The organism is Hyphomicrobium sp. D-2 (assembly GCF_029872155.1).
Taxonomy (GTDB): domain Bacteria; phylum Pseudomonadota; class Alphaproteobacteria; order Rhizobiales; family Hyphomicrobiaceae; genus Hyphomicrobium_A.
The window spans coordinates 808740-833996 of sequence record NZ_JARXLA010000002.1; the positions used below are offsets into that span (position 1 = coordinate 808740).

At 61.2% G+C, this 25257-nt stretch carries 21 protein-coding genes and 2 pseudogenes; 14 read left to right on the forward strand and 9 right to left on the reverse strand.

Annotated features, from left to right (window positions below):
* The first annotated feature begins 302 nt into the window (after window positions 1-302).
* Window positions 303-1037, forward strand: coding sequence for a hypothetical protein (locus QEZ49_RS05535; RefSeq protein ID WP_280384920.1), 735 nt, complete (start codon window positions 303-305; stop codon window positions 1035-1037).
* Window positions 1038-1145: 108 nt separating this feature from the next.
* Here the strand turns inward: QEZ49_RS05535 and QEZ49_RS05540 are convergent, their stop codons facing one another.
* The 3 genes from QEZ49_RS05540 to QEZ49_RS05550 form a co-directional block, all read right to left on the reverse strand.
* On the reverse strand, window positions 1146-2186 hold the full coding sequence (locus QEZ49_RS05540; RefSeq protein WP_280384922.1) for a zinc-dependent alcohol dehydrogenase family protein: 1041 nt from the start codon (window positions 2184-2186) through the stop codon (window positions 1146-1148).
* Window positions 2187-2364: 178 nt separating this feature from the next.
* Window positions 2365-2856 (reverse strand): ribonuclease E activity regulator RraA, encoded by a 492-nt coding sequence (rraA, locus tag QEZ49_RS05545; RefSeq protein ID WP_280384924.1) that lies wholly within the window; start codon window positions 2854-2856, stop codon window positions 2365-2367.
* Between the two features lie 14 nt (window positions 2857-2870).
* A complete protein-coding gene (locus QEZ49_RS05550; protein ID WP_280384926.1) occupies window positions 2871-4292 on the reverse strand; it encodes a short-chain fatty acyl-CoA regulator family protein in 1422 nt (473 codons plus the stop codon).
* A 135-nt stretch (window positions 4293-4427) separates the two neighbouring features.
* Here QEZ49_RS05550 and aceA point away from each other — a divergent pair, with 135 nt between their 5' ends.
* The 4 genes from aceA to metE all read left to right on the forward strand — a co-directional run bounded on the left by aceA (window position 4428) and on the right by metE (window position 8804).
* Window positions 4428-5717, forward strand: coding sequence for an isocitrate lyase (gene aceA / locus QEZ49_RS05555; RefSeq protein ID WP_280384928.1), 1290 nt, complete (start codon window positions 4428-4430; stop codon window positions 5715-5717).
* Between the two features lie 59 nt (window positions 5718-5776).
* Window positions 5777-6004, forward strand: a complete 228-nt coding sequence (locus QEZ49_RS05560; protein ID WP_068464481.1) for a hypothetical protein — start codon at window positions 5777-5779, stop codon at window positions 6002-6004.
* 4 nt (window positions 6005-6008) lie between these two features.
* Complete coding sequence (locus QEZ49_RS05565; RefSeq protein ID WP_280384930.1) at window positions 6009-6404, forward strand: hotdog domain-containing protein; 396 nt, start codon at window positions 6009-6011, stop codon at window positions 6402-6404.
* 63 nt (window positions 6405-6467) lie between these two features.
* A complete protein-coding gene (metE, locus tag QEZ49_RS05570) occupies window positions 6468-8804 on the forward strand; it encodes a 5-methyltetrahydropteroyltriglutamate--homocysteine S-methyltransferase (RefSeq protein WP_280384931.1) in 2337 nt (778 codons plus the stop codon).
* A 96-nt stretch (window positions 8805-8900) separates the two neighbouring features.
* Here the strand turns inward: metE and QEZ49_RS05575 are convergent, their stop codons facing one another.
* Window positions 8901-10454, reverse strand: coding sequence for an MmgE/PrpD family protein (locus tag QEZ49_RS05575; protein WP_280384933.1), 1554 nt, complete (start codon window positions 10452-10454; stop codon window positions 8901-8903).
* 599 nt (window positions 10455-11053) lie between these two features.
* On the opposite strand from QEZ49_RS05575, the gene QEZ49_RS05580 reads away from it, so the two are divergent.
* Window positions 11054-12361, forward strand: a complete 1308-nt coding sequence (locus QEZ49_RS05580) for a hypothetical protein (protein ID WP_280384934.1) — start codon at window positions 11054-11056, stop codon at window positions 12359-12361.
* 124 nt (window positions 12362-12485) lie between these two features.
* On the opposite strand, the gene QEZ49_RS05585 is transcribed toward QEZ49_RS05580, so the two are convergent.
* A complete protein-coding gene (locus QEZ49_RS05585; protein ID WP_280384936.1) occupies window positions 12486-12983 on the reverse strand; it encodes a hypothetical protein in 498 nt (165 codons plus the stop codon).
* Between the two features lie 330 nt (window positions 12984-13313).
* On the opposite strand from QEZ49_RS05585, the pseudogene QEZ49_RS05590 reads away from it, so the two are divergent.
* From QEZ49_RS05590 to QEZ49_RS05620, 7 genes and pseudogenes are all read left to right on the forward strand, one after another.
* Window positions 13314-14172 (forward strand): annotated as a pseudogene (locus tag QEZ49_RS05590) (aldo/keto reductase).
* Between the two features lie 176 nt (window positions 14173-14348).
* On the forward strand, window positions 14349-15263 hold the full coding sequence (locus QEZ49_RS05595; protein WP_280384938.1) for a DUF3592 domain-containing protein: 915 nt from the start codon (window positions 14349-14351) through the stop codon (window positions 15261-15263).
* A gap of 158 nt (window positions 15264-15421) precedes the next feature.
* A pseudogene (locus tag QEZ49_RS05600) lies at window positions 15422-16388 on the forward strand (ligase-associated DNA damage response exonuclease).
* A gap of 2 nt (window positions 16389-16390) precedes the next feature.
* The gene (locus QEZ49_RS05605) at window positions 16391-17005 is read left to right on the forward strand and encodes a hypothetical protein (RefSeq protein ID WP_280384939.1); all 615 of its coding nucleotides are present in this window, start codon (window positions 16391-16393) and stop codon (window positions 17003-17005) included.
* Window positions 16954-17661, forward strand: a complete 708-nt coding sequence (locus QEZ49_RS05610) for a hypothetical protein (protein ID WP_280384941.1) — start codon at window positions 16954-16956, stop codon at window positions 17659-17661. Before QEZ49_RS05605 ends, QEZ49_RS05610 begins: the two co-directional genes overlap by 52 nt.
* Window positions 17621-18004 (forward strand): hypothetical protein, encoded by a 384-nt coding sequence (locus tag QEZ49_RS05615; RefSeq protein WP_280384942.1) that lies wholly within the window; start codon window positions 17621-17623, stop codon window positions 18002-18004. Before QEZ49_RS05610 ends, QEZ49_RS05615 begins: the two co-directional genes overlap by 41 nt.
* A gap of 98 nt (window positions 18005-18102) precedes the next feature.
* A complete protein-coding gene (locus tag QEZ49_RS05620; protein WP_280384944.1) occupies window positions 18103-18960 on the forward strand; it encodes a YihY/virulence factor BrkB family protein in 858 nt (285 codons plus the stop codon).
* A 16-nt stretch (window positions 18961-18976) separates the two neighbouring features.
* On the opposite strand, the gene QEZ49_RS05625 is transcribed toward QEZ49_RS05620, so the two are convergent.
* Together QEZ49_RS05625 and QEZ49_RS05630 are read right to left on the reverse strand one after the other, a co-directional pair.
* Complete coding sequence (locus QEZ49_RS05625) at window positions 18977-20536, reverse strand: MFS transporter (protein ID WP_280384946.1); 1560 nt, start codon at window positions 20534-20536, stop codon at window positions 18977-18979.
* A 120-nt stretch (window positions 20537-20656) separates the two neighbouring features.
* Window positions 20657-21319, reverse strand: a complete 663-nt coding sequence (locus QEZ49_RS05630; protein WP_280384948.1) for a hypothetical protein — start codon at window positions 21317-21319, stop codon at window positions 20657-20659.
* A 407-nt stretch (window positions 21320-21726) separates the two neighbouring features.
* On the opposite strand from QEZ49_RS05630, the gene QEZ49_RS05635 reads away from it, so the two are divergent.
* Window positions 21727-22815 carry a DUF937 domain-containing protein gene (locus QEZ49_RS05635; RefSeq protein WP_280384950.1) on the forward strand — a complete coding sequence of 363 codons (1089 nt, stop codon included), beginning with the start codon at window positions 21727-21729 and terminating at the stop codon, window positions 22813-22815.
* A 167-nt stretch (window positions 22816-22982) separates the two neighbouring features.
* Here the strand turns inward: QEZ49_RS05635 and QEZ49_RS05640 are convergent, their stop codons facing one another.
* Both QEZ49_RS05640 and ettA read right to left on the reverse strand, forming a co-directional pair.
* The gene (locus QEZ49_RS05640; protein ID WP_157066862.1) at window positions 22983-23150 is read right to left on the reverse strand and encodes a hypothetical protein; all 168 of its coding nucleotides are present in this window, start codon (window positions 23148-23150) and stop codon (window positions 22983-22985) included.
* A gap of 253 nt (window positions 23151-23403) precedes the next feature.
* Entirely contained in the window at window positions 23404-25062 is a 1659-nt protein-coding gene (gene ettA, locus QEZ49_RS05645) for an energy-dependent translational throttle protein EttA (protein WP_280384954.1), read from the reverse strand.
* Window positions 25063-25257 lie beyond the last annotated feature (195 nt).

Consider the following 25257-nt stretch of genomic DNA (forward strand, 5'->3'; position numbering starts at 1 on the left):
CCCGATAATCGCCCGAACTCGCTGCGCACCGGTCTTGCCTGTGGCGATCCCCAATGTTTCCGCTGTGGCCCGGCAAGCACACGCTTAGATTCAGCACCTAATATTTCAATAGCTTACGCGGCCATAGTTCTCCGTCCACAGCCACCGGCGCGATTCGACGCCCACTGCGTTGCCGCGCAAGGCCGACTCACCCGAATCTCCGCTCATCTTTCAAAGGCTGGCCTATCGGAGCGCGCTTCAAAGACGCCCCGCCCGCCGTCAGTTCAGACCATGTGCCGCGTCCGAACCCGTGGATCAGAAGAATGTCCGTCCAATCGTCCTTCGGCCCAGAAGCGCCGCGCCGCACGTTCACACCGTACGTGCTGCTATACGTGTTGGCGGCCGTTTTGGCCGGCGGCTATCTCGTTTTCATCGGCATGAAGCCTGACCTCGTGGCCGCATGGAAAGCAGGCGCGCCCGCCGGTGGCGATAATGCCGCCATCGCCGAAACCCAGCGGCACGTTGAACGCGCGCTGGCCGACATCGAGCCCGTCAAGGAAAGCCTGGGCCAGATGCAGATGGAAGTCGCAACGATTAAAGCCAGCGTCGACGAAGGCGCCCAGCGTGATCGCGCGATCATGGAAAAGATGGAAGCGATCGAGCGCACCGCCGTCGAGGCCCATGAGCGCGCAACAGCAGTCACCGCTCCGAAGGTCGCTGCCGCTGAGCCGGCGAAGCAGAAATCGATCGAGACGGGCAGCATCGACAAGAAGGCCGAAGCACCTAAGGCTGCGCCGCCGCCCGTTGGCGTGCTGCTGGCCACCGGCCCGTCACTCGACTCCCTGCGTCTCAGCTGGACAATCCTCAACGACCGCCAACCGGAAGCGGTACGCTCGCTCAACGCACGTTATGTCGTAAGCGGCAGCGGCGCCAAGCGCACGTATGGTCTTGTCGCCGGTCCGCTCAACACGGTGGCTGATGCAAAGGCCATCTGTAAGGATATCACCGCACAGGGCATGGCCTGCGAAGTCAGCCAGTTCCGCGGCAATACATTCTGACGGCGGGCGCGACAGCGCTCGCGATTTAACAGAAAACGGCGCGGCTTCAATCAAGCCGCGCCGTTTGTCGTTTCAAACTCTACGTACTTGAGCCCATCCACCCGCAGCTCACGGCGAGATAATCACCTTGAGCGCCTGCGTTTTCGCTGCCTGCCCAAACGTGTCGTAGGCCGCAAGAATGTCATCCAGCTTGAAGCGATGGGTGATGAGCTTCTTCGGATCGATCTTGCGCGAAATCACCGTCTTCAGCAGCATCGGCGTCGATACCGTATCCACCAGCCGCGTCGTGATGGCGATGTTCTGCGACCATAACCGCTCAAGGTGCAGATCGACCTTGTGACCATGCACGCCGACGTTGGCGATGACACCGCCCGGCGCGACGATGTTTTCGCACAGCTCGAACGTTGCCGGGATACCGACAGCCTCGATGGCCGTATCGACACCACCACGATTGCCCGTCAATGCCATCACAGCTTCTGCGGCCTTGCCATCGGAGCTGTTGATTGTGTGCGTGGCGCCAAACTGACGTGCAAGCCCCAGCCGATTGTCGTCCAGGTCGATCATGATGATTTGCGAGGGCGAGTAGAACTGCGCCGTCAGCAACGCTGCCAGCCCTATCGGTCCGGCGCCGACAATCGCCACTGTTGAGCCCGGCGCAACCTTGCCGTTCAGCACCCCACACTCAAAACCCGTTGGCAGGATGTCGCTCAGCATCACCAGCGCTTCTTCGTCGACGCCATCGGGCAGCGGATAAAGACTGGTGTCGGCGTGGGGCGTGCGGACGTATTCCGCCTGCGTGCCGTCGATCTCGTTACCGAGAATCCATCCACCCGTCCGGCAGTGAGAATACATCCCGCGCCGGCAGTAGTCGCACTTGCCGCACGATGAGATGCACGAGATCAAGACCTTGTCGCCCGGCTTGAACTGCGTCACCGCCTCGCCGACGCTGTCGACAACACCCACCCCTTCATGGCCGAGAATGCGGCCCGGCTTGCAGGTCGGCACATCGCCTTTCAGGATGTGCAGATCCGTGCCGCAGATCGTCGTCTTGGTCATTTTGACGATGGCGTCGCCGGGCTCCTGGATCTTCGGCTTCGGGCGGTCTTCAACCGCCTTCGCACCCGGACCTTGATAAACGAGAGCTTTCATGGCTGGCATCCTTCCGGAACCCCAGCGTCCAGCATGGATCGAATGTCTTGCCGCTTCCGCCAGCGCCAACCCTGCTATTTGCGCTTCATTTGTAGCGTTTTATTCCGGCTTACGCGCAGGCAGGCCCGGCGCCGCAATCGCTGTCAGAATAACGGGTCAGAACCTTACAATTGAAGGCTCAGGCGAGTTCCGCTTCGGCGGCCTGCTCTGCCGACAGGAACACAACCCCATCGTCATCCGCGACGACAAAGTCGCCTTCGCGCACCGGCGTTTCCGCAAACCTGATGTCGATATGCGCGCTGCCCTCTCCCCTGCGTGTGGAGCGGCGCGGATTTGCCGCCAGCGCCTTGATGCCGATGTCGAGGGTTGCCAGCACGCCCGTGTCACGCACACAGCCATCGATCACAACACCGGCCCAACCGTTGGCAACCGCATCCGCTGCGATCATGTCGCCCATGAGCGCGCAGCGCAGACTGCCACCACCATCAACCGCCAGCACGCGCCCCTCACCCGCCGTCGCCAGCAGTTCCTTGATGCGCGAATTATCTTCGAAGCATTTCACCGTAACGACCCGACCGGAAAAAGTGCGGCGGCCGCCGAAATCGCGCAACACCGGCGCTGCCACGCGCGCGTCGGGGAACCGATCCGAAAGATCACATGTGCCAAGCATAACCATTCACCGCTTTATTCGACTGGATAAGGATTGAAGCGCCGCTCGGCTTCATCGACCACCGTGCGTCGACCGATGGGCGGAAACGCACGCTGCGCGCAATTGGGCCGCTCGCACACCTTGCAGCCAACACCAATCGGCACCGCGGCGTCTGGCGTCTTGAGATCGAGGCCCTTGGCGTACACAAGCCGATGCGCGTGGCTGAGGTCGCAGCCGAGCCCGATTGCAAACGTTTTCGCCGGGGTTCCGAAGCCGCCGATTGCGCGCGACACCGTGCGTGCGATCCAGAGATAGGTCCGTCCATCCGGCATGCGGGCAAGCTGCGTCACGATGCGTCCAGGCACCGAAAACGCCTCGTATACGTTCCACAGCGGGCATGTGCCGCCGACGCGCGAGAAGTGGAAGTCGGTCGCCGACTGGCGCTTGGAGATGTTGCCGGCGCGATCGACTCGCACGAAGAAAAACGGCACGCCGCGGGCATCGGGGCGCTGCAACGTGCTCAAGCGATGGCAGACGGTTTCGAAGCCAACACCGAAGCGCTGCTCCAGACGCTCGATGTCGTAGCGCATGCGCTCGGCCGCATCCAGAAACGGCTTGTACGGCATCAGCAATGCACCGGCGAAATGATGCGCCAAGCCGATGCGCGCCAGACGATAGGTTTCATCGCTGCCGGCTGCAGCTTCATTTGCCAGATCGTCAAGCTCGTCACTGTGTTCCAGATAGGCCAGCAGCGTTGCCATCTCGAACGCCTGTTGCCCCGGATTGAGTGCCGACGACAACTGCAACGTGCCCGCATTGCGATCATAACGGCGCTGCGTCGTTGGAATATCCGCGCTCGTCTCAACGAACACCCGCACGCTGTGCTTCTTGCGCAGATATTCTTTCAGGCCGGTTGCAACATCGCCCACCTGCAGCCCCGCGCGCATGAACAGTTTTTCAGCCGCTGAATCCAGCTCATGAATGTAGTTGTGGCGTGAATAGAAAAAGTCGCGCACCTGCTCATACGGCATGAGTTGCACCGGCGCGCCGCCTTCCTCAGCCGTCAAACCAAAGCGCTGCGCCAGTGCATCTGAACGCTCGATCGAAGCTCGGTAGCGCCGATGCAGGCTGACAATGGCACGTCCGACTGCCGGCATGTTGGCGGCAATCTCGCGGATCTCGGTGATGGCGATTTTCTCATCGATCGGCGGCTCGGTCAGCACGTCACGCAGGTCAGCGATGAGACGGGCTTCCTCGTCCTCGGAGAACATCTGTACATCGACGCCGAACACCGCGTTGATTTTCAGCAAGATCGGAACGGTCAGCGGACGCTGGTTTTTCTCCAGCTGATTGACGTAGCTCGGCGACAGTTCCAGCGCCTTCGAAAGCGCAAGCTGCGTGAGGCCGCGTTCTTCCCGCAGGCGACGCAAATGGACCCCGATGAATGCCTTCTTCAATGGCTTGGCTCCCGATTTGCAAACTTCGCAAACACCCAGTCGAAGCTTTACAAACATCCACAATTTCAGGCGTTTCGTACATTTGTTAGTTGCGCATAATGCGAATATCAGATTTTGACAAGAGGGATCGCGACGATGGCAAGTGCCGACTTCAATGACCTAGTACCCCACGCTCCGAAGGGGCGATTTGACGGCATTGAGCGTCCATATTCCGTCGCTGATGTGCAGCGGTTGCGTGGCTCCCTACCCGTCCGCCACTCGATCGCCGAGCACGGCGCCGAGCGTCTGTGGCAGCTGCTCCACTCGGAGCCATATGTCCATGCGCTCGGCGCCGTTACTGGCAACCAGGCGATGCAGATGGTGCGCGCCGGTCTGAAGGCCATTTACCTTTCCGGCTGGCAGGTCGCTGCTGACGCAAACACCGCATCCGCTATGTATCCCGACCAGAGCCTCTATCCGGCCAACGCCGGACCCGAGCTCGCCCGCCGCATCAACCGCACGCTGCAGCGCGCCGACCAGATCGAGCACTCGGAAGGCAAGAAGAGCGTCGACACCTGGTTCGCACCGATCGTTGCCGACGCTGAAGCTGGCTTCGGCGGACCGCTCAACTCGTTCGAGATCATGAAGGCCTACATCGAAGCTGGCGCCGCTGGCGTTCACTTCGAGGACCAGCTTGCCTCGGAGAAGAAGTGCGGCCACCTCGGCGGCAAGGTGCTCATCCCGACGCAGGCACACATCCGCAACCTTGTTGCAGCTCGTCTTGCTGCCGACGTCATGGGTGTTGCAACACTCATCGTCGCCCGCACCGATGCAGAATCCGCCAAGCTGATCACGTCGGACATCGACGAGCGCGATCGCGAGTTCATCGTTTCGGGTGAGCGCACGCCGGAAGGCTTCTACACGCTGCGCAATGGCGTTGACGCCTGCATCGCCCGTGGCCTTGCCTATGCGCCGTACGCCGACCTGCTGTGGTGGGAAACGTCGACGCCGAACCTGGAAGATGCACGCCGCTTCGCTGAAGCCGTGCATGCCAAGTATCCGGGCAAGATGCTGGCCTACAACTGCTCGCCGTCGTTCAACTGGAAGTCCAAGCTCGACGAAGCATCCATCGCCCGCTTCCAGCGTGAAATCGGCGCCATGGGCTACAAGTTCCAGTTCGTCACGCTGGCTGGCTTCCACCAGCTCAACTACGGCATGTTCGAACTGGCCAGCGGCTACCGCGATCGCGGCATGGCTGCCTATTCTGAGCTGCAGCAGGCTGAGTTCGCAAGCGAAGCGAAGGGCTACACCGCAACGCGCCACCAGCGCGAAGTCGGTACCGGCTACTTCGACGCCGTATCGATTGCGATCACGGGCGGCGCTTCATCGACCACGGCAATGTCCGAGTCGACCGAGACTGCCCAGTTCAAACCGGCTGCCGAATGAGCAAACCGAACGACACAGCACCAGGAGTGCAACCGATGGCTACAGCGGAAGTCATACCGATGAGCGAACCTTTTGGCGGTCCCGGCAAGCGCCAGGAAGTCGAAACCCTCATCCGCCGCGTGGCCGACACGTTGCATCGCCTGAACGAGCAGATCGAGGCGGCGGTGAAAGCCGGCGCCACGGTCGAACTGATGCGACGCTCGCGCATCCACAACGGCTCGGGACAGTGGGGTGATCAGATGATCCCCATCATCCGGATGGCTGAGCAAGACGACCGGAAGGATTGATCATATGAACGCCGCCGATCCCAACGAGACGCGGTTTACTGAGATCATCTTCCCGGCGCAGGCCAACCACTATGGCACCCTGTTCGGCGGGACGGCTCTCAATCTGATGGGCAAAGCGGCCGTTATTGCCGCCGCCCGCCGCGCAGGTGCCAACGTGGTTATGGCTGCGGCTGACCACGTCGACTTTTATAAGCCGGTTGCCGTTGGACAACTGGTTGAGCTGTGTGCGCGCGTCGAGCGCATCGGCCGCTCGTCGATGACCGTAAGCGTGGATGTCATCGCCGAGCATATCAAGGGCGGCGAACGCGAGCTCGCCATGCGCGGCAAGTTCGAGATGGTATCCGTCGATGACGAGGGACGCCCCATCCCGGTCAATCGCATGGCGCCGGAACCGGCCTGACCTGAACTCAACATTCATTTTGACAACCGCACGCCGCTGTGAAAAGCGGCGAAAGGAGATGTTATGTCTGTAACCGTAACGAACCTTGGCTTTCCCCGCATCGGCCCCAGGCGTGAGCTGAAGCAGGCGCTGGAAAGCTATTGGGCCGGTAAGTCGGACGAAAAGACATTGCTTGAAAGTGCATCCGCGCTGCGTGCCACCAACTGGACCAGGCAGCGCGCCGCCGGCATAGATCACATTCCAAGCAACGACTTCTCGCTTTACGATCATGTGCTCGATGTGTGCGCGATGGTTGGTGCGATCCCTAGCGTCTATGGACCGGTGCAGAGCAAGACATCGGTTGATACATATTTCGCGATGGCGCGCGGCAGCCAGGAATACGGCACCGTTGAACATCCTTATCTGAGCTGCGGACACCAGCACGGCCTTGGCGTTCCGGCGATGGAAATGACCAAGTGGTTCGACACCAACTATCATTACATGGTGCCGGAGCTTTCCAGCGATCAATCCTTCGCGCTCACATCCACCAAGCCGGTCGATGAGTTCAAGGAGGCGCACGCGCTTGGCATCAAGACGCGCCCGGTTCTGCTTGGTCCGGTGACGTTCCTGACGCTGGCAAAATCGAAGACCGAAGGCTTCGACACGCTGAAGCTGCTGTCCGCACTCATTCCGGTCTACGTTGAAGTTCTGCGTCAACTCGCTGAGGCCGGCGCGGAATGGGTGCAGATCGACGAGCCCTGCCTCGCGACCGATCTCGGCGATGGCGTTGCGCTGGCGCTGCAGACCGCCTATGGCCGGTTCGCCGAAGCCGTGCCGCAGTTGAAGCTGCTGCTCACCAGCTATTTCGGCGCCTATGGCGACAATCTCGATGCCGCCCTCTCGCTGCCGGTCGGCGGCATTCACCTCGATCTGGCGCGCACGCCCGAACAGCTTGAAACCGTGCTCGCCAAGGCGCCGAAGTCGCTGACGCTGTCGCTCGGCGTCATCGACGGCCGCAATGTGTGGCGCGCTGATCTGCCTGCGCTGCTGGACAAACTTGAACCTGTTGTTGCTCAACGTGGCGCCGACAAGATTTTCGTTGCGCCGTCCTGTTCCATGCTGCACGTGCCGATCGACCTTGAATTGGAAACCACGCTCGACGCGGAGCTGAAGAACTGGATGGCATTTGCCGCCCAGAAACTGGGCGAACTGAAAACGCTTGGCCGCGCACTGAACGAAGGCCGCGACAGCGTCAAGGCAGAGCTGACGGAATCCATGCGCGCCGCCGCATCGCGCAAATCTTCGCAGAAGATTCACAACCCGGCTGTTGCCACCCGCATGGCCGCCGTCACAAAGGAAATGGCAAGCCGCAAATCGCCATTTGCTGCGCGTCAGAAGGCACAGCGTGAACGGCTGCAACTCGTCGCATATCCCACGACCACGATCGGCTCGTTTCCGCAGACGCCTGAAGTTCGCAAGGCCCGTGCCGCCAACGCGAAGGGTGCATTGGGACACGCGGAGTATACCGCGTTCCTGCGCAAGGAAACGGAAGCTGCCGTGCGCTGGCAGGAAGAAATCGGCATCGACGTGCTGGTGCATGGCGAGTTCGAACGCAACGACATGGTGCAGTATTTCGGTGAGCAGCTTGACGGCTTCACCTTCACCAAGAACGGCTGGGTGCAGAGCTATGGTTCGCGCTATGTCCGTCCGCCGATCATTTTCGGAGACGTGACCCGCCCCAAGCCGATGACGGTCGAATGGTGGCAGTACGCCCAGTCGCTGACCAAGAAGCCGATGAAGGGCATGCTCACCGGCCCGGTGACCATTCTCAACTGGTCGTTCGTGCGTGATGACATTCCGCGCAGCGAGACCTGCCGCCAGATCGCTTTGGCCATTCGTGATGAGGTCACCGACCTTGAAAAGGCTGGCGCCGCGATGATCCAGATCGACGAAGCTGCTCTGCGTGAAGGCCTGCCGCTACGCCGGAGCGAATGGCAGCACTACCTCGACTGGGCCGTGGATGCGTTCCGGATTACCGCCTCCGGCGTGGATGATGCGACGCAGATCCACACCCACATGTGCTACTCGGAGTTCAACGATATCATCGCCGCGATCGCTGCCATGGACGCGGACGTGATCTCGATCGAGACATCGCGCTCGAAGATGGAACTGCTAGATGCATTCGTCGGCTATCGCTACCCGAACGAGATCGGCCCGGGTGTTTACGACATCCATTCACCGCGCGTTCCAGACGTGACCGAGATGGTCGATCTGCTGCAGAAGGCACGCAAGCATCTGTCGCCGGATCAAATCTGGGTCAATCCCGATTGCGGCCTCAAGACACGCAAGTGGGATGAGGTGCGCCCTGCGCTCGTCAACATGGTTGCGGCAGCGGAGCAGGCGCGCGCGAAGTTGCACTGACGGGCACCGCTTCAGCTGCAACATGACGCGGCAAGCAAAAGGGCGGGAGCAATCCCGCCCTCTTTCGTGTTGATGCCCTACAAAAACGACGTCAACTCAACGCGCAAACGCGTGCACGACGACGGCTTCTTCGGCGCAATCAGCATAATCGAAAATGCCGCGCGGGCTGTGCGTTCCCAGCGTGCCGGGCTCCGCCGCTAGCGTCAAGCCGCTGATCCCCTGCCCGGTCAAAGTCGGTAGTTGCTGCGCAAGATCCAGAAAGCGCTGCTGCTCGGCCGCTCGCACATGACCATCGCAAAGCATGCGAAACTTTTCGATGTAGCGTTTGCGATGAAATGGTGATGCCCCCAGTGGATGCGCATTGGGCATCGCAAGCTCATCGCTCAGGAACGAACCGTCCCGGAGTTTCACCACCACCAGTCCGCCGAACGCTTTGTCCGTCGGATCGCTGCTGAGATAGCGGCGCGTCCAGTGCGCATCTTCGATGGTTTCAATTTTGCGCCACAGCTCAACCGTCGTGGGGCGGCAAGCTCGCTCCGGCGCATAGGACCGTTCATAGTGCCATGTGCCATCCTCCAGCGCGACGGCGAAGATGTACATCACAGAATGGGCCAGAGTTTCGCGGCTGGCGTCGGGATCGTATTTCTGCGGATCGTTGGCGCCGGAACCGGCAATCACATGCGTGTGCTGACTGGTTTCAATTGTGATCCGTTCGATCTGCGCCAGATCCGGTATCCGGCGCCGCAGCCGGAACGCAAGGTCGATCATGGCCTGACCCTGATAACCGGCAGAATGTTCCTTGGCATAAGTTTCAAGGATGGCGCGCTTTGGCTCGCCCGGCTCCGGCAGCGGCACGTGATAGGCTGCGTCCGGACCTTCCAGCATCCACGCGATCAGTCCATCCTCGCCTTCCCAAGCGGGCGATGGCGCGCGCTCCCCCCGCATGGCGCGATCAACGGCTTCGACCGCCTGTTTGCCTGCCAGGGCGGGCGCATAGGCCCGCCAGCTCGAAATTTCACCCTTGCGGGCCTGCCGCGTCGCAGTGGAAACATGCAGCGCCTGCTGCACCGCTTGATAGATCACCTCGACCGGCAAATTGAGCGCCGCGCCGATGCCCGCTGCGGCGGCGGGGGCCAGATGCGCTACGTGATCGATCCGGTGCCGGTGCAGGCAGATGCCCTTGGTGAGCGCGACATGGATCTGATAGGCGGCGGCAACGCCCCGCAGCAGTGCAGCGCCATCGAGCCCGCAGTGCTGCGCCACCGCAAGCACAGGCGGAATATTGTCAGCGGGATGCGCATAGTCGGCGGCGAAAAAGGTGTCGTGAAAATCCAGCTCCGCTATCGCGATGCCGTTCGCCCAGGCGGCCCATTCCGGCGACACCGGCCGCTGAGCGGAAAGCCCGAACACCGTCGCGCCCCGCGTGGAGGCATGGCACAGTGCCTGCGCCCGCGCGGCAGCCACGGCCCTTTGCCCCAGTGCAGCAACAGCCACCCCAGCGCTGTCTATCAGACGGTTGCCGATCATCTCGGCCACCAGCGGCTCAACGGCGACGGGATCGGCCGCGACCTCGGCAATTTTCCATGCGAGTTGCTGCTCCCGTGGAAGCCGGTCGGCGGATCTGTAGGTGCGCACCCGGTGCTGCTTCACGGCGGCTTCCATTGCGGCTGGAAACGGAGCGAACTCCCCCATTTGCAATATCGGCAAAGCCCATGACTACATAAACCGCTGAAATTGTGAGCGTTTGCGAACGGTCCGGATGCGATTTGCGGCCATTGCGAATATCGCCGACCCGCCTATCGATGCTGCCCTGCCGAGACGCACTATCTTGAGTGGCAAGCAGGGCAAGCCGCTGTGCGCCCGTCACCGATGACGGGTTCTGGGGGCCACTTAGCTGCGCACCTCTTTGCAGTGAGCCAGCCCCACCCGCATTTTTTCGCTCGTAGTGACCGGATGGCCACCACCTTAACTTTACGCCTGCTCCGTCCCGACACGCCGAAAGATCAGGCGCATAATTGGCGGCAGACAGCGTTTTTCGAGTTGCCGATGGGCTTTGTCGGCTGGAGCCAACCCGGCGGCCAACGCCCAACTTTTGCCGGGGGGCTAGGGTAGCGCGAGGGGATCCACCTGCGACCGTGCCTTGTCTCGAAGGCAACGCGCGTCAAAAATGTTTGCTAAGCGCCAGCGGCCGGCTCCCAGCAAGGGAGTCGCTGGTGCCAATAAATAGAGTTTTTGCCTTGGGGGCAGCGGTGAAGTCTCGCGATATTGGTATTTGGCCGCGTATATTCGTATTCGTTGTATTTCTCGCCCTGAGCGTGTCCTTCACGGCCACCACCGCCGTCCTTGGCTATGAGTTCTGGGACACCGGATGGTTCGATCTGGTGTCGATGGACAGCCATCTGTTCCTGTTCTTCCCGACGCTCGGCATCGTGGCGTTGTTTGCCTTCTTCGTGCCAGCAGCTGCTCTCACTGACTTCTACTGGCGGTATGTCCGTTTCGGCCGCCTGAGATATGCCATTGGCTTCCTCGTTCTCGCTGGTCTGTCGTACGCGATTGCCGCCAGCCTTCTCGCCAGCCCCAAGCGTTCGATGTGGGAAATCACGCCCGCGGTCCTCAAGGCCGATCAGGGTGAAGCCTGCACCGAGGATGGCGTGTGCGAACGTCTGCCCGTGCTCAACGCACTGCACGGCCTGCGCACCGTCAGCCAGTCCCGCTGGGGCCTCAACGACTTCATCCGCAAATGCGATCGGGACGTATTTCTAGAGCCGGAAGCGGCGCCGGAGCGCAAGCGCTTCTGCTTTGCTTCCACCGCCCTAACTTCATCGCCGCATCTGCAGAGCGACACGGAGTGTTGTATCGCGCAACAGCGCCTCAGCGCTGCGGTCAGCGAAACCTATACGCAGGACGATCGCCGCTCGCTGACAGCGCAGGTCCACGCCGCAACGCTGCCGATGAAAGTGTTCTTTCTGCTCGTGCTGCTGACGCTCTCCATCCTGCTGGTGGCGCGCTATCGCGGCATCGAAACCAATTATCGCGCCAGCGCCAGACGCATCGAGTTCTCGGTGATCATCGGCACGGCGGCGGTGCTATTCTTTCCGTTCATGTCGCAAGCGTTCGTTGAGTCCGTCGGCGCGCTGTATGGCCTGACGGGGCGTGGCACCTTCAGTCTCATCACGCCGATACTCAGTCTGGCGTTCGGCATCTGGACCCTGCTGATGGTGTTTTTCTTCTATCGGCGCCGGGACAAAGATCTGGAAGCCATCGGCAAGATGGGCAGCGCCATCGCGGCCGCTCTCGCGGTGTTGAAATACGGTATCGTTGCTTCTGTTTTTACGCGTCTGGTGGGTTCGGGCGCTGACGTTGCCAGCATCGCCGGTCTGGTGCTTGTCTGCCTCGCGGCGATCGCTGCACTGCTGTGGGTGCCGCGCAAGTGGGACGCTGCGGATGCAGAGAGCAGCGCCGGTAGCGCCGCGACGACGGCACCTGCCACCGGCGAGCCAAGCCAGACTGAACAGGAGCCTCCGCTGCCTGAGCCCATGCACTATCGGATGCCCTGAAGCCAAGTAGAGCCAGCGGCCTTCTCTGGCTATCGCGCTCCGCGCCTCCAGAATGAAATCTGGGGACGCGGAAATGTTCATGTCGACGCGCAAAGGTCGGTTCAGTCACACGGCCACAGCGTGATCACGCAACCTTCAAAACCTTGCCAACCTCATCGACGGTTGCCTTTTCATTGTCGGTCACCTGCGTGCCGCCAAATCCCATTACGCCACCTTCCGACGCAGCTTCAGCCACCTGATCGGCCACGTACTTCAGCCAGCTCTTGAACGCGGGCGCATCCTGCGGTGCCTTCGCATCCAGGATCTGACCAACCTTGCCGAGCTTGGTGATCACTTCCTGCTTGATCTCAGCCGGCGACTTCCCGCTCAAATCGATCTTGATTTCTTCACGCGCAATCGTGCGTCCCTCAGATGTTTCCATGTCGGCCAGAATGGCCTTCATCAGCGGCGAAGCGGAAGGATTCTTGCCCGCTGTCATCAGGGCGTTCGCGCTTGCCATGCTCTCTTTCAACATGCCCCAAAGACCACTTGGCTCAGCGAGCGTTACTGCAAGGCCTGCAAGCATCGGACTGGCGAGAATGGCTTTCCATTCCTCAGGGGTAAAACTCGACTTATCGGCCATGAAACTTTCCTCCGGCACCAAACGCAAACCACGGAACGACATCCGCTGAGACGCAAGGCGTGGCCCTCTTCCCGGATGCTCCGTCGGAGGCGATTTACGGCCAATATCTATGCCAGCGATAAAACGCCTGCCCGGCAATTCGTACTAACTCGTAGGTGCCTTTGTGGAAATTGTCGGGTGCCGCAACGCGATGTTCAAGCGGGACGCGATAGCCGCACCGAAAGCATCGACAAACGATGTAGCCCGCATTGCCCTTGCGTCGGTCCTTTCAATACCTAACTTGCGTGCATCTCACCCTGCCCAACAGCGCACGCCTCAGGAGCTTCGCCAATGTCGACAGCCAACGCCGCCAAGTCCGGAACCTTCAAGATAGGCAGCGACCTTGAAGTGCATCGCCTCGGCTTCGGCGCCATGCGCATTACCGGCAGCGGCGTGTGGGGCGAAAGCGATGACCCCGCCGAAGCGTTGCGCACCTTGAAGCGCGTGCCCGAACTCGGCATCAACCTGATCGATACCGCCGACAGCTACGGCCCCGAGATCAGCGAGCGCATGATCCATGAGGCGTTGTATCCCTATAATGGGCTGGTGATCGCAACCAAGGGCGGCCTGATCCGCCCGGCACCCAATGTGTGGAACCCGTGCGGACGGCCCGATTATCTGCGTCAGCAGGTGTTTGTCAGCATGCGCCGACTGGGCGTTGAACGGATCGATCTGTGGCAACTCCACCGCGTCGACCCAGATGTTCCGCGCGATGAACAGTTCGATGCCATTCGCGAATTGCAACGCGAAGGCCTGATCCGCCATGTGGGCTTGAGCGAAGTCCAGATCGACGACATCGAAGCGGCGCAGAAATATTTTTCCGTCGCCACGGTGCAGAACCTGTTCAACCTTACCAACCGCCAGAGCGACGATGTTCTGAACCACTGCGAAGCCCACAACATCGGCTTCATTCCGTGGTTCCCCCTTGCCGCCCGGCGAACTGGCACGGCCCGGCTCGCCGCTCGATGCCATCGCCAAGGCCCACAACGCCAGTCCCAGCCAGATCGCGCTGGCGTGGTTGCTGCGCCGCAGCCCGGTGATGTTGCCCATCCCCGGCACCGGCAAGGTGAAACATCTTGAGCAGAACGTGGCGGCCGTCGACATCAGCCTGAGCGACACCGAATTCGAGCACCTGACCGCACTGGCATAACCCTCGGCAGCCTTGCTCGCACAGGAAACCGCACCGGGCATCCGGCGCAAAATTTCCCGCATTTCGGTGGCGAAAGTTGTCATGGCGGCCCGCGCATTTTTCCGTCAGGAGTGCTCGGGCCGCCAGCAGCGTCACCTTTTCAACCGGCGTGGCGGCAATAGTGCCCTGGAGGGGACATGGCCGCCAATTTTGCAGCGCGCATTATCGCGCAACTGATATTTTCGATTGCCTTCCTTGCTTCCGCCACCGCTGCCGATCGCCCGTTTGATCGCGACTGGCGCACCGGCGTGCCCAGTGCTCCGGGTGCTGAAACGTGGACGGACAAAAACCCAACTGCCAAGCAGGCGTTGATGGCTCAAGTGGCGGAAGCGCAGGGCGGCCGCATATGCACGCACTATGCGTTTCTGCACTGGCCCGCGAACACTGAGACCAGCGAAGCGATACAAGCGCAAACGAAGCGCAACTATGAAGCCGCCGGCTACACCATAACGGCAGGGACGGGCGATATCCCGGCCGACAAGACCCTTTGGATTGCGCACAATGCCGACCGCGAAGCTGTGATCCTGTGGGGTGCGGAAGCCGGATCGCCCGCTTACATGTCGTGCCCGACGCAAGGCGCGCCGGCCGCAGATCCCGACCGTTGGGTATTTCTCATTGGCCTGTTTGGGTTCGGTCTCGCTGGCGCCGTCATCGGCGGCTGGCTCGTTCAACGCACCCGCGCATTGGGGAAAGCCTCGCTCACATGGCCCAGCGCACAGGGCCGCGTCACCTCTGCCGTCGTCGATTCCTATCGCACCAAGGGCGGCAGGCAGTACATCGCCAGTATTGCCTACAGTTACGATGTCGATGGCAAAGCCTTCGCGGGCAACCGCATCCGATTTGGCAATTATGCCGGCGCCAAGGAAAAAGCCGATGCAGACGTTGCGCGCTTCGCCAGCGGCACGCCCGTCGATGTTTTCTACAACCCACTCAAACCGGAAGCAGCGACATTGGAGCCCGGCACCTCGGGCCACAGCGTCGCCGGTCTCGTCGTTGCAATCACCGGCGCCATCCTTGTCGTCGTTGGCCTGATCGTGGCGTTCATCAACTGAGCTGCAGCGACCAGGACGGCGGCATCTGCTCCGTCAGGTCGTCGCAACGGGTGGCGCAAAGCTGCTTCAGCCCCCACATTAGGGCCGGTATTTCAGTCGGCCTTAATGGGAGACGCGCATGGCCGCCGGAGCGGTGGAGCAGTGGCTCTACCCGACCGATCGCGGGCTCTACTGCGAGCACGCCAGTTCTTTATCGGATCTCCCGCGCCGTCGACCGCGCGGTGATTACGCACGGCCATAGCGATCACGCGCGGTCTGGCCACGGCGCGGTTTTAGCCACCGAAGCAACGGTGGATATCATGAAGCTGCGCATGGGCGAGACGTGCGCTGCTTCGTTTCAAAGCTTGCGCTATGGCGAACATAAATCCGTCAACGGCGTATCGGTGCACCTCGTTCCCGCCGGGCACATACTTGGCTCGGCACAGGTGGTGCTGGAATGGCAGGGTCAGCGCGCAGTGGTTTCCGGCGACTACAAGCGCGCCGCCGATCCGACATGCGCCGCCTTTGAACTCATTCCATGCGATGTTTTCGTCACCGAGGCGACGTTCGCGCTGCCGGTGTTTCACCACGAACCGGCCCACACCGAAGTTGGGCGTCTACTATCTTCACTGGCGCGACAGCCCGAGCGCGCGCATCTGGTCGGCGCCTATGGATTGGGTAAAACGCAACGCGTGACTGCTTGCGCGCGACGCCGGGTACGATGCGCCGATTTATCTGCATGGCGCTTTGATCGGCCTGTGCGAACTCTATCGGCGGCACGGTGTCGACCTCGGCGATCTACGCCCTGCGACGTTGGACAACAACCACGATTTTGCGGGCGCGCTGGTGCTGTGTCCTCCATCAGCCGTTGACGACCGATGGTCACGCCGCTTCCCCGATCCGGTGACAGCGTTTGCATCGGGCTGGATGCGCATCAGGCGGACGCATCCGCCAGACCGGCGTCGAGCTGCCGCTCGTCATTTCCGACCATGCGACTGGCCGAGCTGCTGAACCATTACCGAAACCGGCGCCGAAGATGTCTGGGTCACACACGGACGCGACGATGCGCTTGTCTATCAGCTTGGTCTGATGGGCCGCAAAGCACGCGCGCTGTCACTGGTCGGCTGCGAAGACGAGGATGACTAGCGGTGCAGTTGTTCGCCAATCTGCTCGACAGCCTCACAACGACGCCATCGCGTAACGGCAAGCTGGCGCTGCTGGCGGAGTATTTCCGCCTTGCGCCCGATCCCGATCGCGGTTTCGCCCTCGCCGCGCTGACCGATGGGCTGTTTCCGCGCCTGCCGCTCCGCCGCGCCCTTGCTGAGCTGATGTCCGATAAGATCGACCCGGTGCTGTATCAGCTCTCGCGCGACTATGTCGGTGACACTGCGGAGACAGTTGCTTTGCTGTGGCCTTCGCGCGGCAACGGTGATGGCGCGCAACCGCCCCCGCCCCGACTGGCGGATGTCGTGGCCGCGCTGGAGCTGGCCGATCGCAACACGGTAACGCCACTGCTCGGCAGCCTGCTCGACCGGCTCGACGTGCGTGGCCGCTGGGCATTGCTGAAACTGATCGGCGGAGCACCGCGCGTCGGCGTGTCAGCCCGCCTCGCCAAGACAGCACTGGCGCAGATGAGCGGCCACGACCTCAGCGAGATCGAAGAAATCTGGCACGCACTGGTGCCGCCTACAGTGATCTTTTCGCTCGCTCGATGGCCGTCGCCGCGCCCGACCGCGAGGGCAAGCCGGTTTTCCGTCCGATGATGCTGGCCCACCCGATTGAGGAAGGCGACTGGGCGAACCTTGCGCCGGAAACAATCGCCGCTGAATGGAAGTGGGATGGCATACGCATCCAGACCGTTGCGATGAATGGCGATGTGCGGCTGTTCTCGCGCACGGGCGACGACATCTCGCGCAGCTTCCCTGAAATCGTCGCGGCGTTCTCGCCTTACAATGTCGTGCTGGATGGCGAGTTGCTGGTCGTGCGCGATGACACCGTTGCGCCGTTTAACGATCTGCAGCAACGGCTCAACCGCAAGGCGGTGACGCCACGCATGCTGCGCGACTATCCCGTATTCGTGCGTCTTTACGACATTTTGCTGGATGAAGCCGACGACCTGCGCGCCATGCCCTTCGATCAACGCCGGATGCGGCTAGAGCAATGGCACCGGATGCACGCCCCTCGTCGCACCGATGTTAGCCCGCTGGTCGAGTTCGACACCTTCGATACGCTGAACGGCATCTGGGCCAATACGCGCGAAGCCGGCATCGAAGGACTAATGCTGAAGCACCGCGAAAGCCCTTATCTTTCCGGTCGCCCGAAGGGCCACTGGTGGAAATGGAAGCGCGCCGCGCTGACGCTGGATTGCGTGCTGATGTATGCCCAGCGCGTTCGGGCAAGCGGTCGTCCGATCACCTGATTACACCTTCGGCGTCTGGCGCAAGAGCGATGCTTCGACGCCTGAAACTGCTGAAAGCCGTGAACTGGTACCGGTCGGCAAAGCCTATTCCGGCTTCACCGACGAGGAACTGGTGCGGCTCGACCGCTTCATCCGCACCAACACGGTCGATCAATACGGGCCGGTGCGAGCGGTGGAGCGAAGCCTCGTGCTGGAAATAGCCTTCGATGCTGTCTTTCCCTCAACACGGCATAAGTCCGGGTTGGCGATGCGCTTTCCGCGCGTGCACCGCATCCGCTGGGATAAGCCCGCAACGGAAGCCGACACGCTCGAAACCGCGCAGAAGCTGATTGTCGCCCCCTGACCGAACTGCGAACGCCGCTCATTCCCGCTGGCGGAGTGGCTGCGGGTTGCTTATCGATGGTGGTGACAGATGCTGCTCACCGCCGGAGACCTGCACCGATGTGGCCGATCCTGAAAACCGCGCTGATGAACTGGTCCCAGCACCGCAGCACCACCGTGGGTGCAGCCCTTGCCTATTACCTCGTATTCTCCCTCGGCCCACTGCTGCTGATCGTGATCGCCATCGCCGGGTTCGCGTTCGGAGAGGACGCTGTGCGCGGCACGCTCAGCACCGAGTCCCGCGATCTGCTGGGCGCGGAAGGCGCAGCCATCATTGAAACGATGCTGGACGGTGCCGCCTCGCGCGAAGCGAGCAGCTTCACGGCGGCAATTGGCATCGGGCTGTTGCTGGTGACCGCTCTGACGGTCGTGGTGCAGCTCAAAGAGGCGATGAACACCGTGTGGGATGTCAGCCAGCCCACCGGCGGAACCGTGATCTGGTATCTCCGCACGTACTTCATGTCGCTGCTGGGCGTCATGGCACTTGGCTTTCTGGTGATCGCATCGCTGGTCATCAGCACCACGCTGACAGCGCTCTCGTCCTGGGCCAGCGATATCCCGATCGACACACGCTTTTGGGAACTGTTGAACACGGGCGTCACCGTGCTCATCCTCTCCGGATTGTTCGCGATGCTCTACAAGTGGTTCCCTGACGCCAAGGTGCGTTGGTCGGACGCCTGGCCCGGCGCCGTTGCGGCTGCCCTGATGTTTGCCGGCGGCAAGCTGGCCATCGCCTGGTACATCGGCCGTCAGGGACTGCAGTCGACCTACGGCGCGGCCGCATCGCTCGTCATTCTGCTGCTGTGGGTCTATTTCACGGCGCTCATCGTGCTGCTGGGCGCGGAAATTTCCCGCGCCTATGCGCTGAGCCGGGACGCGGATGCCCCTGCTCCGGCGCCTCCCCCTGAAAAGGGATAGGCCGCCGCATCAGCCATCAGTGCTCAACCGGAACGGCCTTGGCGTTGCGCAGAAAATAGAGCGCGAAGATTGCCGCCAGCACGGCGAAACTGGCCGACACCGCTGAAGCAACTTCAAACGCATAGACGAACGCGCCGCGCGCCGTATCCAGCAGCGCTGAAGCTTCTGCGTTGGGCAGCGTCTTCGCTACCTCTATCGCCCCGCTCAGCGTACCGCGTGCGATCGGCACACTTTCCGCCGTCACAACGCTCGGCAAATGGGCAGCATCCATCGTCCGACCATAGACGAACGTGAACAGGCTTCCCAACACGGCGATGCCCGTGGCGCCGCCCAGTTCAAAGCTGGTTTCGGATATGGCGGATGCCGCCCCCGCCCGCTCCGGCGGTGCGGCGCTCATTACGATGTCGGTGGTGATCGCACCCGTGGGCGACATACCGGTGCAGAAGATCATCATGCCGGCAAACAGCAGCCATGGCTTGTCGAGGCCAGCAATCTGCGTCAGCAGCGCAAAGCCGACCGAAGCCAGCAGCAACCCGCACCCGATGACGTACGCGGGCCGGAACCGACGCACCAGATATGGCGCAGCCAGAGACCCCAGCGCGAACACGATACCAGACGGCGCCATCCATAGGCCCGCTTCAAGCGGGTTCATGCGCAGCACTAGCTGCAGATACTGGGTGATGAAAAAGAACGAGCCCAGCATCATAAACAGGCCCAGCATGTTGGTGGCCAGTGCGGCGCTGAACGCCGGCGTTTTGAACAGCCGCACATCGATCAGTGGATCGGGATGTTGCTCCTCACGGCGAAAGAAGACATAGCCCAACGCAACGCCGATCAGCATCACCGCCGCAGCAACCGGATCCCAACCCACCTCGGCCATGTGCTTGATGCCGTAGATGACGCAAAGAACAGCGGCAACCGAAAGCGCGGCGCTGGCGATATCCAGCTGGCCGGCATTTTCATCCTTGAACTCTTGCAGCACGATCGGTGCCACAACCAGCAACATGACCATCAATGGCACGTTGATGAGGAACACGGCACCCCACGAATAATGGGCCAGGATGATGCCTCCGAACACCGGCCCCACCGCTGCGCCGGCCGAGAACGCCGCAACCCACACGCCGATGGCGAACGCACGCTCGCGGCCATCGAGAAACATGTTTCTGATAAGCGATAGCGTCGAGGGCGCCAACGATGCCGCCGCCAATCCCTGCAAGGCGCGCGCGACAATCAGCATTTCCGAACTGGTCGAATAGGCCGCCAGCAGCGACGTCAGCCCGAACGCGGTAGCGCCATACATCAGCACCTTGCGGCGGCCGATGCGGTCGCCCAGCGTGCCCATCGTTACCAGCGCGCCCGCGACCATGAAGCCGTAAATATCGACGATCCATAGCAGCTCGGCGGCGCTTGGCTTCAGGTCCGCGACGATCTCCGGCACGGCCAGATAAAGCACCGTGAGATCCATCGAATAGAGCAGGCACGGAATTGCCAACACGGCAAGGCCGATCCAATCCCGGCGGGTGGCCTTGCTGGCAGCCGGAACCGCGTCGGATGCGCGGCCTGAATTCTGCGTCATAGATGACAGTTCCTTGCAGACGGCCAGCGGGCGGGCCGCCATCGGCGCGTTGCTCACGCTTCGAGTTGTGCTGCTGTCATCTAAGGTGGCGGATCGGCCTTGTCACGGGGCCGCCCCGCGTCAATTTTCCGGTGCGTTGCTGGAAGCCCGCCAATCGGCGCTATAGAGCGGCAAAGTGCCTTCATTAAACGCCCGCGCGTCATAATTCAGCAGCGAACGCTCGAAGCTTACCGCCGGACGGGTGTTGTTTTCGGCCAGATCGAGCTTCACCTCGAACTGATAGGGGCCGATGGCCCGAATAAGCTCATCGGGCTTCTGATCGGCGCCGCGCGTGTAGAACAGCACCTGCTCGGTGCGGCTGGTACGCCCCGCAAGCGAGATCGGCGCGAACGGCTCATAGGCGCCGGTGCGCGTTTTCTCCATCGTCCAGCGACCGAAGTCGGCAGCATAGAACTTTTTCTCGGCGCCACTGCGCGGGTCAGTGGCGGTCAGTTCTATTGAAAGCACCGTGGCCGTACGCGCACCTTCATTTGTGATCGTCACCGGCACCGCGATAACTTCAAAGTTGGAGTTCTGATAGGGCGCTGCAAAGTGAATGACCGGTGGCACAAACACACGCACATCCGCTTCCTTCAGCGATGTCTCCCACAGGCTATAGGCTGAAAAGATAAGCGCGACCGCAGATAGCACCGCCGCGATGCTGCCGCCCTCCATAGCAGAAACGCCATGCGCGGCTGTTGCCGCCGGGTCGACATCTCCATTCCGCTTGCCGAATAACGCCATTCAACTTTCCCCCAAAGCGTGCCCCAAGATGCCCCGTGCCAGATCCGGCCCATGACAGATCTATGTCATGCACATCCTCGCAAGCCGATACAGCTTACATGGGACGGCACGAAGCAGCACATTTTGACACCGCTATGGCAGGAACTCGCACGCTTCCAGAAGCATTCCAATTGCAGCAATACCGATGCGTTTTTTCGACGTGTTTATTGGCGTCAGAACGTTTGCAAGCAGTTGCGCGCAAAGTTTCACAATGCTGCCCACTCGCCATTAACTAGCGGCCACGGAACCCGCAGCGAACGGCGTTAGATCAGACAAAATCCGATGTGCGCGCCTTGCGAACAACGATGAAGCCGCCGAACTTTGGTCAGCGCAGTGACGGGGGCCTGCGTCTCAACAGGGAGAATTCCATGTCCAGCACGCCAAACCTCGTTACCCTTATCAGTCAGTTCATCACGCCGGAAATGCTCAACCGTTCTGCATCCGCCATGGGCGTGGATCTATCTTCCATGCAGAAAGGCGTCAGTGCTGGCATCCCGGGTATTCTGTCGGCATTGACCTCTTCGGTCATGAAGCCGGGCGGGATTGCAAAGATCGAGAACGCCATCGATCAGCAGCAGCCGGGCGTACTTGCCGATGCCGCGAGAATGATGGGCACACCGCAACAGGCGCGTGTCGCCGAAGAAGGGCTCAACTCGCTGTCATCTGTTCTTGGTGGCGGCACGACCTCTGCTCTCGCTAACGCCGTTGGCCGTTACTCCGGTGCCGGTGAAACCGGCGCCAAGGGCATGCTCGGCCTGCTCGCCCCGGTGGTTATGGGTGTGCTCGGGCAGCAGCAAAATGCTGGCGCCGGCGGCGTCGCTCAATTGCTTGCATCGCAGAAAGACAACGTGATGCGCGCCATGCCATCGGAGTTTGCAAACTACCTCGGCAGTTCCGGTATTCTCGACAAGGCGCAGACCGCCGCAACCGGACAAACCAGCACGCGTTCGTCGTATCAGTCTGCAAACTATACGACCGACAAGGGCACATCGCAGGGCAGCTGGTTGCTCCCCGCACTGGCAGCACTCTGTCTGCTCGGTCTCGGCTGGTATCTGTTCTCACGGCCCTCCGATACAACGGTAGCAACCGCACCGACTGAAATTCGGACACCGGGCGTTGCTCCGGAAAGCACGCATGTCACCGACACGACCCGCTTTGGCGGTACGCCGTTCGTGGTGGCCTGGAACGACATGGAAAAATGGCTGCACAAGTCGGTCTACAGCAGCGACAACAAGAAGGTCGGCGAGATCGCAGAGTTGATCCGCAATCCGGAAGATCGCGTCACCAACGTTTACATGGACGCTGAAACGACGCTGGGCCTCGGTGGTCAGCGCTATGACATCTCCGCCGACAAGATCAGCGAAGTGAAGCCGGACGGCATCATTCTTTCAATGACGGAAGCGGAAATCAAAGCCATGCCGCCAGCTGACGGCGCCAAGGCCGACGTCAAGAAGTAACAACGGCTTCAGCTGCCAAAACACGGCAGACAAGACACGGCGCTCTACATGGGGCGCCGTGTTTTTCGTTTATACAGCTCTCCATTCTGACCTGCGCATTGCTGCAGGCACAAAAAAGGCGATGGTCCACAGGACCATCGCCTGATGCCGAATTGATCTGCCAAACGTCAGCCGCCTGGCGTTTCGGCTATGCACTTGCCCGCAGCGGCATCCCAATCGTAACCCTCTGCCTTGTCACAGGCTTCCTTCGTCGTCGGCGGCGCAGGATCGGCAAAGGCTGGCGCCGCAAATACGACTGCGGATCCAAGTACCATCAATGAAAGAATTGCTTTCATGCTTCATACTCCTGTCTACACAGGCATATGATTATTCAGCACGCTGCTTAACGCCATGGTCGATGCTTCGACTGGCAAAGGGGCGAAAAAACTCCGTCTCACAACGGAGCAGCATTACAAAACCAAACAAACACGCTTCAAAGTTGTTCTTCGTTAGTTGCACTGGCGACTCCCCGCGGGGAGCCAGCCGCCAGCGTTTGTTGGTTGCACTGGCGACTCCCCCCGCGGCGAGCCGGCCGCCAGCGCATTTGTTTTATCGCTCAAAACGCTTGAACTTGATCCGATGCGGTTCAACCGCCGCATCGCCCAGTCGGCGCTTCTTGTCTTCCTCGTAGGCTTCGAAGTTGCCTTCAAACCATTCGACGTGGCTGTCGCCCTCGAAGGCAAGAATGTGCGTAGCGAGACGATCAAGGAAGAAGCGATCGTGCGAGATCACCACGGCGCAGCCGGGGAAGTCTTCCAGCGCCGATTCCAGCGCACCGAGCGTTTCAGTGTCGAGGTCGTTCGTCGGCTCGTCGAGCAGCAACAGGTTGCCGCCCTCCTTCAACATCTTGGCCAGATGCACGCGGTTGCGCTCACCACCCGACAGCAAGCCCACCTTCTTCTGCTGATCTGCACCCTTGAAGTTGAACCAGCCGCAATACGCGCGCGATGACATCTCACGCTTGTCACCGAACTTCATGATGTCGAGACCGCCGGAGATCTCCTCCCAGACGGTTTTCTTGTCATCGAGGTGATCGCGATTCTGATCGACGTACGACAGCTTTACCGTCGGACCGATCTTGATCGAACCGGCGTCCGGCTGCTCCTTGCCCGTCAGCATCTTGAACAACGTCGTCTTACCGGCGCCGTTCGGACCGATCACGCCGACAATGCCACCGGGCGGCAGCTTGAAGGACAATCCGTCAATCAACAGACGGTCGCCGAACGCTTTCGTCAGCCCATCAGCCTCAATCACCATGTCGCCCAGACGCGGGCCAGCGGCGATCGAGAACGACGCCTTGCCGACGTCCTCGCGGCCGGACTGTTCGACCAACTTATCGAACGCGGTAATACGCGCCTTCGACTTGGCCTGCCGTGCCTTGGGCGATGAGCGGATCCATTCCAGCTCTCGGCTGATGTGCTTCTGGCGGTTATCTTCAGCCGACTTCTCGCTTTCGGCGCGCTTTGCCTTCTGCTCAAGCCAGCTCGAATAGTTGCCCTTCCACGGAACGCCCTGACCGCGATCCAGTTCCAGCGTCCATTCGGTGATGTTGTCGAGGAAGTAGCGATCATGGGTGACCAGGATCACGCAGCCCTCGTACTCCTTCAGATAGCGCTCCAGCCACGCAACGCTTTCAGCGTCGAGGTGGTTGGTCGGCTCGTCGAGCAGCAGGATGTCTGGCTTCGACAGCAGCAGACGCGTCAGCGCCACGCGGCGCTTCTCACCGCCCGAAAGCTTGGTGACGTCGCCGTCGCCCGGCGGACAGCGCAACGCATCCAGCGCCTGCTCCACCTGCGTATCGAGATCCCACAGATTGAGCGCGTCGATCTGATCCTGCAGCGCAGTCATCTCGTCGGCGGTTTCTTCGGAATAGTTGGCCGCGATCTCGTTGTAACGGTCGAGGATGGCCTTCTTCTCGCCAACGCCTTCCATCGCGTTGCCCAGCACATCCTTGGTCGGATCGAGCTCAGGCTCCTGCGGCAGGTAGCCGACCCGGATGCCATCGGCGGGACGCGCTTCACCGAGGAAGTCGTCGACCGTGCCAGCCATGATCTTCAGCAGCGTCGACTTACCCGCGCCGTTGAGGCCCACGACGCCGATCTTGGCGCCGGGCAGGAACGACAGCGAGATATCTTTCAGGACCTGCTTGCCCCCCGGATAGGTCTTGGAGAGCTTGTGCATGTGGTAGACGTATTGCGGGTTCGCCACGGGGGCGGCCTCCTCGAATCGCGAGTGTCGGGATTGGTCTTTGCGGCCTTCTAGCCGATCAGGCCGCGCCTCTCAACGCGACCGATGCTCAGGACGCAGCCGCAATAGGGCAAGGGGTGCACATCCACCCCTCACCCTCGCATATAGTGTATTGTTTTTTAAAGACAACTTTCCTGCCCAGCCTTGCGCGGAGCG

Bases quoted from the DNA above. Each gene is read 5' to 3' on its own strand.
- QEZ49_RS05535 (WP_280384920.1), top strand. From the start codon at position 303: ATGTCCGTCCAATCGTCCTTCGGCCCAGAAGCGCCGCGCCGCACGTTC.
- QEZ49_RS05540 (WP_280384922.1), bottom strand. From the start codon at position 2,186: ATGAAAGCTCTCGTTTATCAAGGTCCGGGTGCGAAGGCGGTTGAAGAC.
- rraA (WP_280384924.1), bottom strand. From the start codon at position 2,856: ATGCTTGGCACATGTGATCTTTCGGATCGGTTCCCCGACGCGCGCGTG.
- aceA (WP_280384928.1), top strand. From the start codon at position 4,428: ATGGCAAGTGCCGACTTCAATGACCTAGTACCCCACGCTCCGAAGGGG.
- QEZ49_RS05560 (WP_068464481.1), top strand. From the start codon at position 5,777: ATGAGCGAACCTTTTGGCGGTCCCGGCAAGCGCCAGGAAGTCGAAACC.
- QEZ49_RS05565 (WP_280384930.1), top strand. From the start codon at position 6,009: ATGAACGCCGCCGATCCCAACGAGACGCGGTTTACTGAGATCATCTTC.
- metE (WP_280384931.1), top strand. From the start codon at position 6,468: ATGTCTGTAACCGTAACGAACCTTGGCTTTCCCCGCATCGGCCCCAGG.
- QEZ49_RS05585 (WP_280384936.1), bottom strand. From the start codon at position 12,983: ATGGCCGATAAGTCGAGTTTTACCCCTGAGGAATGGAAAGCCATTCTC.
- QEZ49_RS05595 (WP_280384938.1), top strand. From the start codon at position 14,349: ATGGCCGCCAATTTTGCAGCGCGCATTATCGCGCAACTGATATTTTCG.
- QEZ49_RS05610 (WP_280384941.1), top strand. From the start codon at position 16,954: ATGGCCGTCGCCGCGCCCGACCGCGAGGGCAAGCCGGTTTTCCGTCCG.
- QEZ49_RS05615 (WP_280384942.1), top strand. From the start codon at position 17,621: ATGCCCAGCGCGTTCGGGCAAGCGGTCGTCCGATCACCTGATTACACC.
- QEZ49_RS05620 (WP_280384944.1), top strand. From the start codon at position 18,103: ATGTGGCCGATCCTGAAAACCGCGCTGATGAACTGGTCCCAGCACCGC.
- QEZ49_RS05625 (WP_280384946.1), bottom strand. From the start codon at position 20,536: ATGACGCAGAATTCAGGCCGCGCATCCGACGCGGTTCCGGCTGCCAGC.
- QEZ49_RS05630 (WP_280384948.1), bottom strand. From the start codon at position 21,319: ATGGCGTTATTCGGCAAGCGGAATGGAGATGTCGACCCGGCGGCAACA.
- QEZ49_RS05635 (WP_280384950.1), top strand. From the start codon at position 21,727: ATGTCCAGCACGCCAAACCTCGTTACCCTTATCAGTCAGTTCATCACG.
- QEZ49_RS05640 (WP_157066862.1), bottom strand. From the start codon at position 23,150: ATGAAAGCAATTCTTTCATTGATGGTACTTGGATCCGCAGTCGTATTT.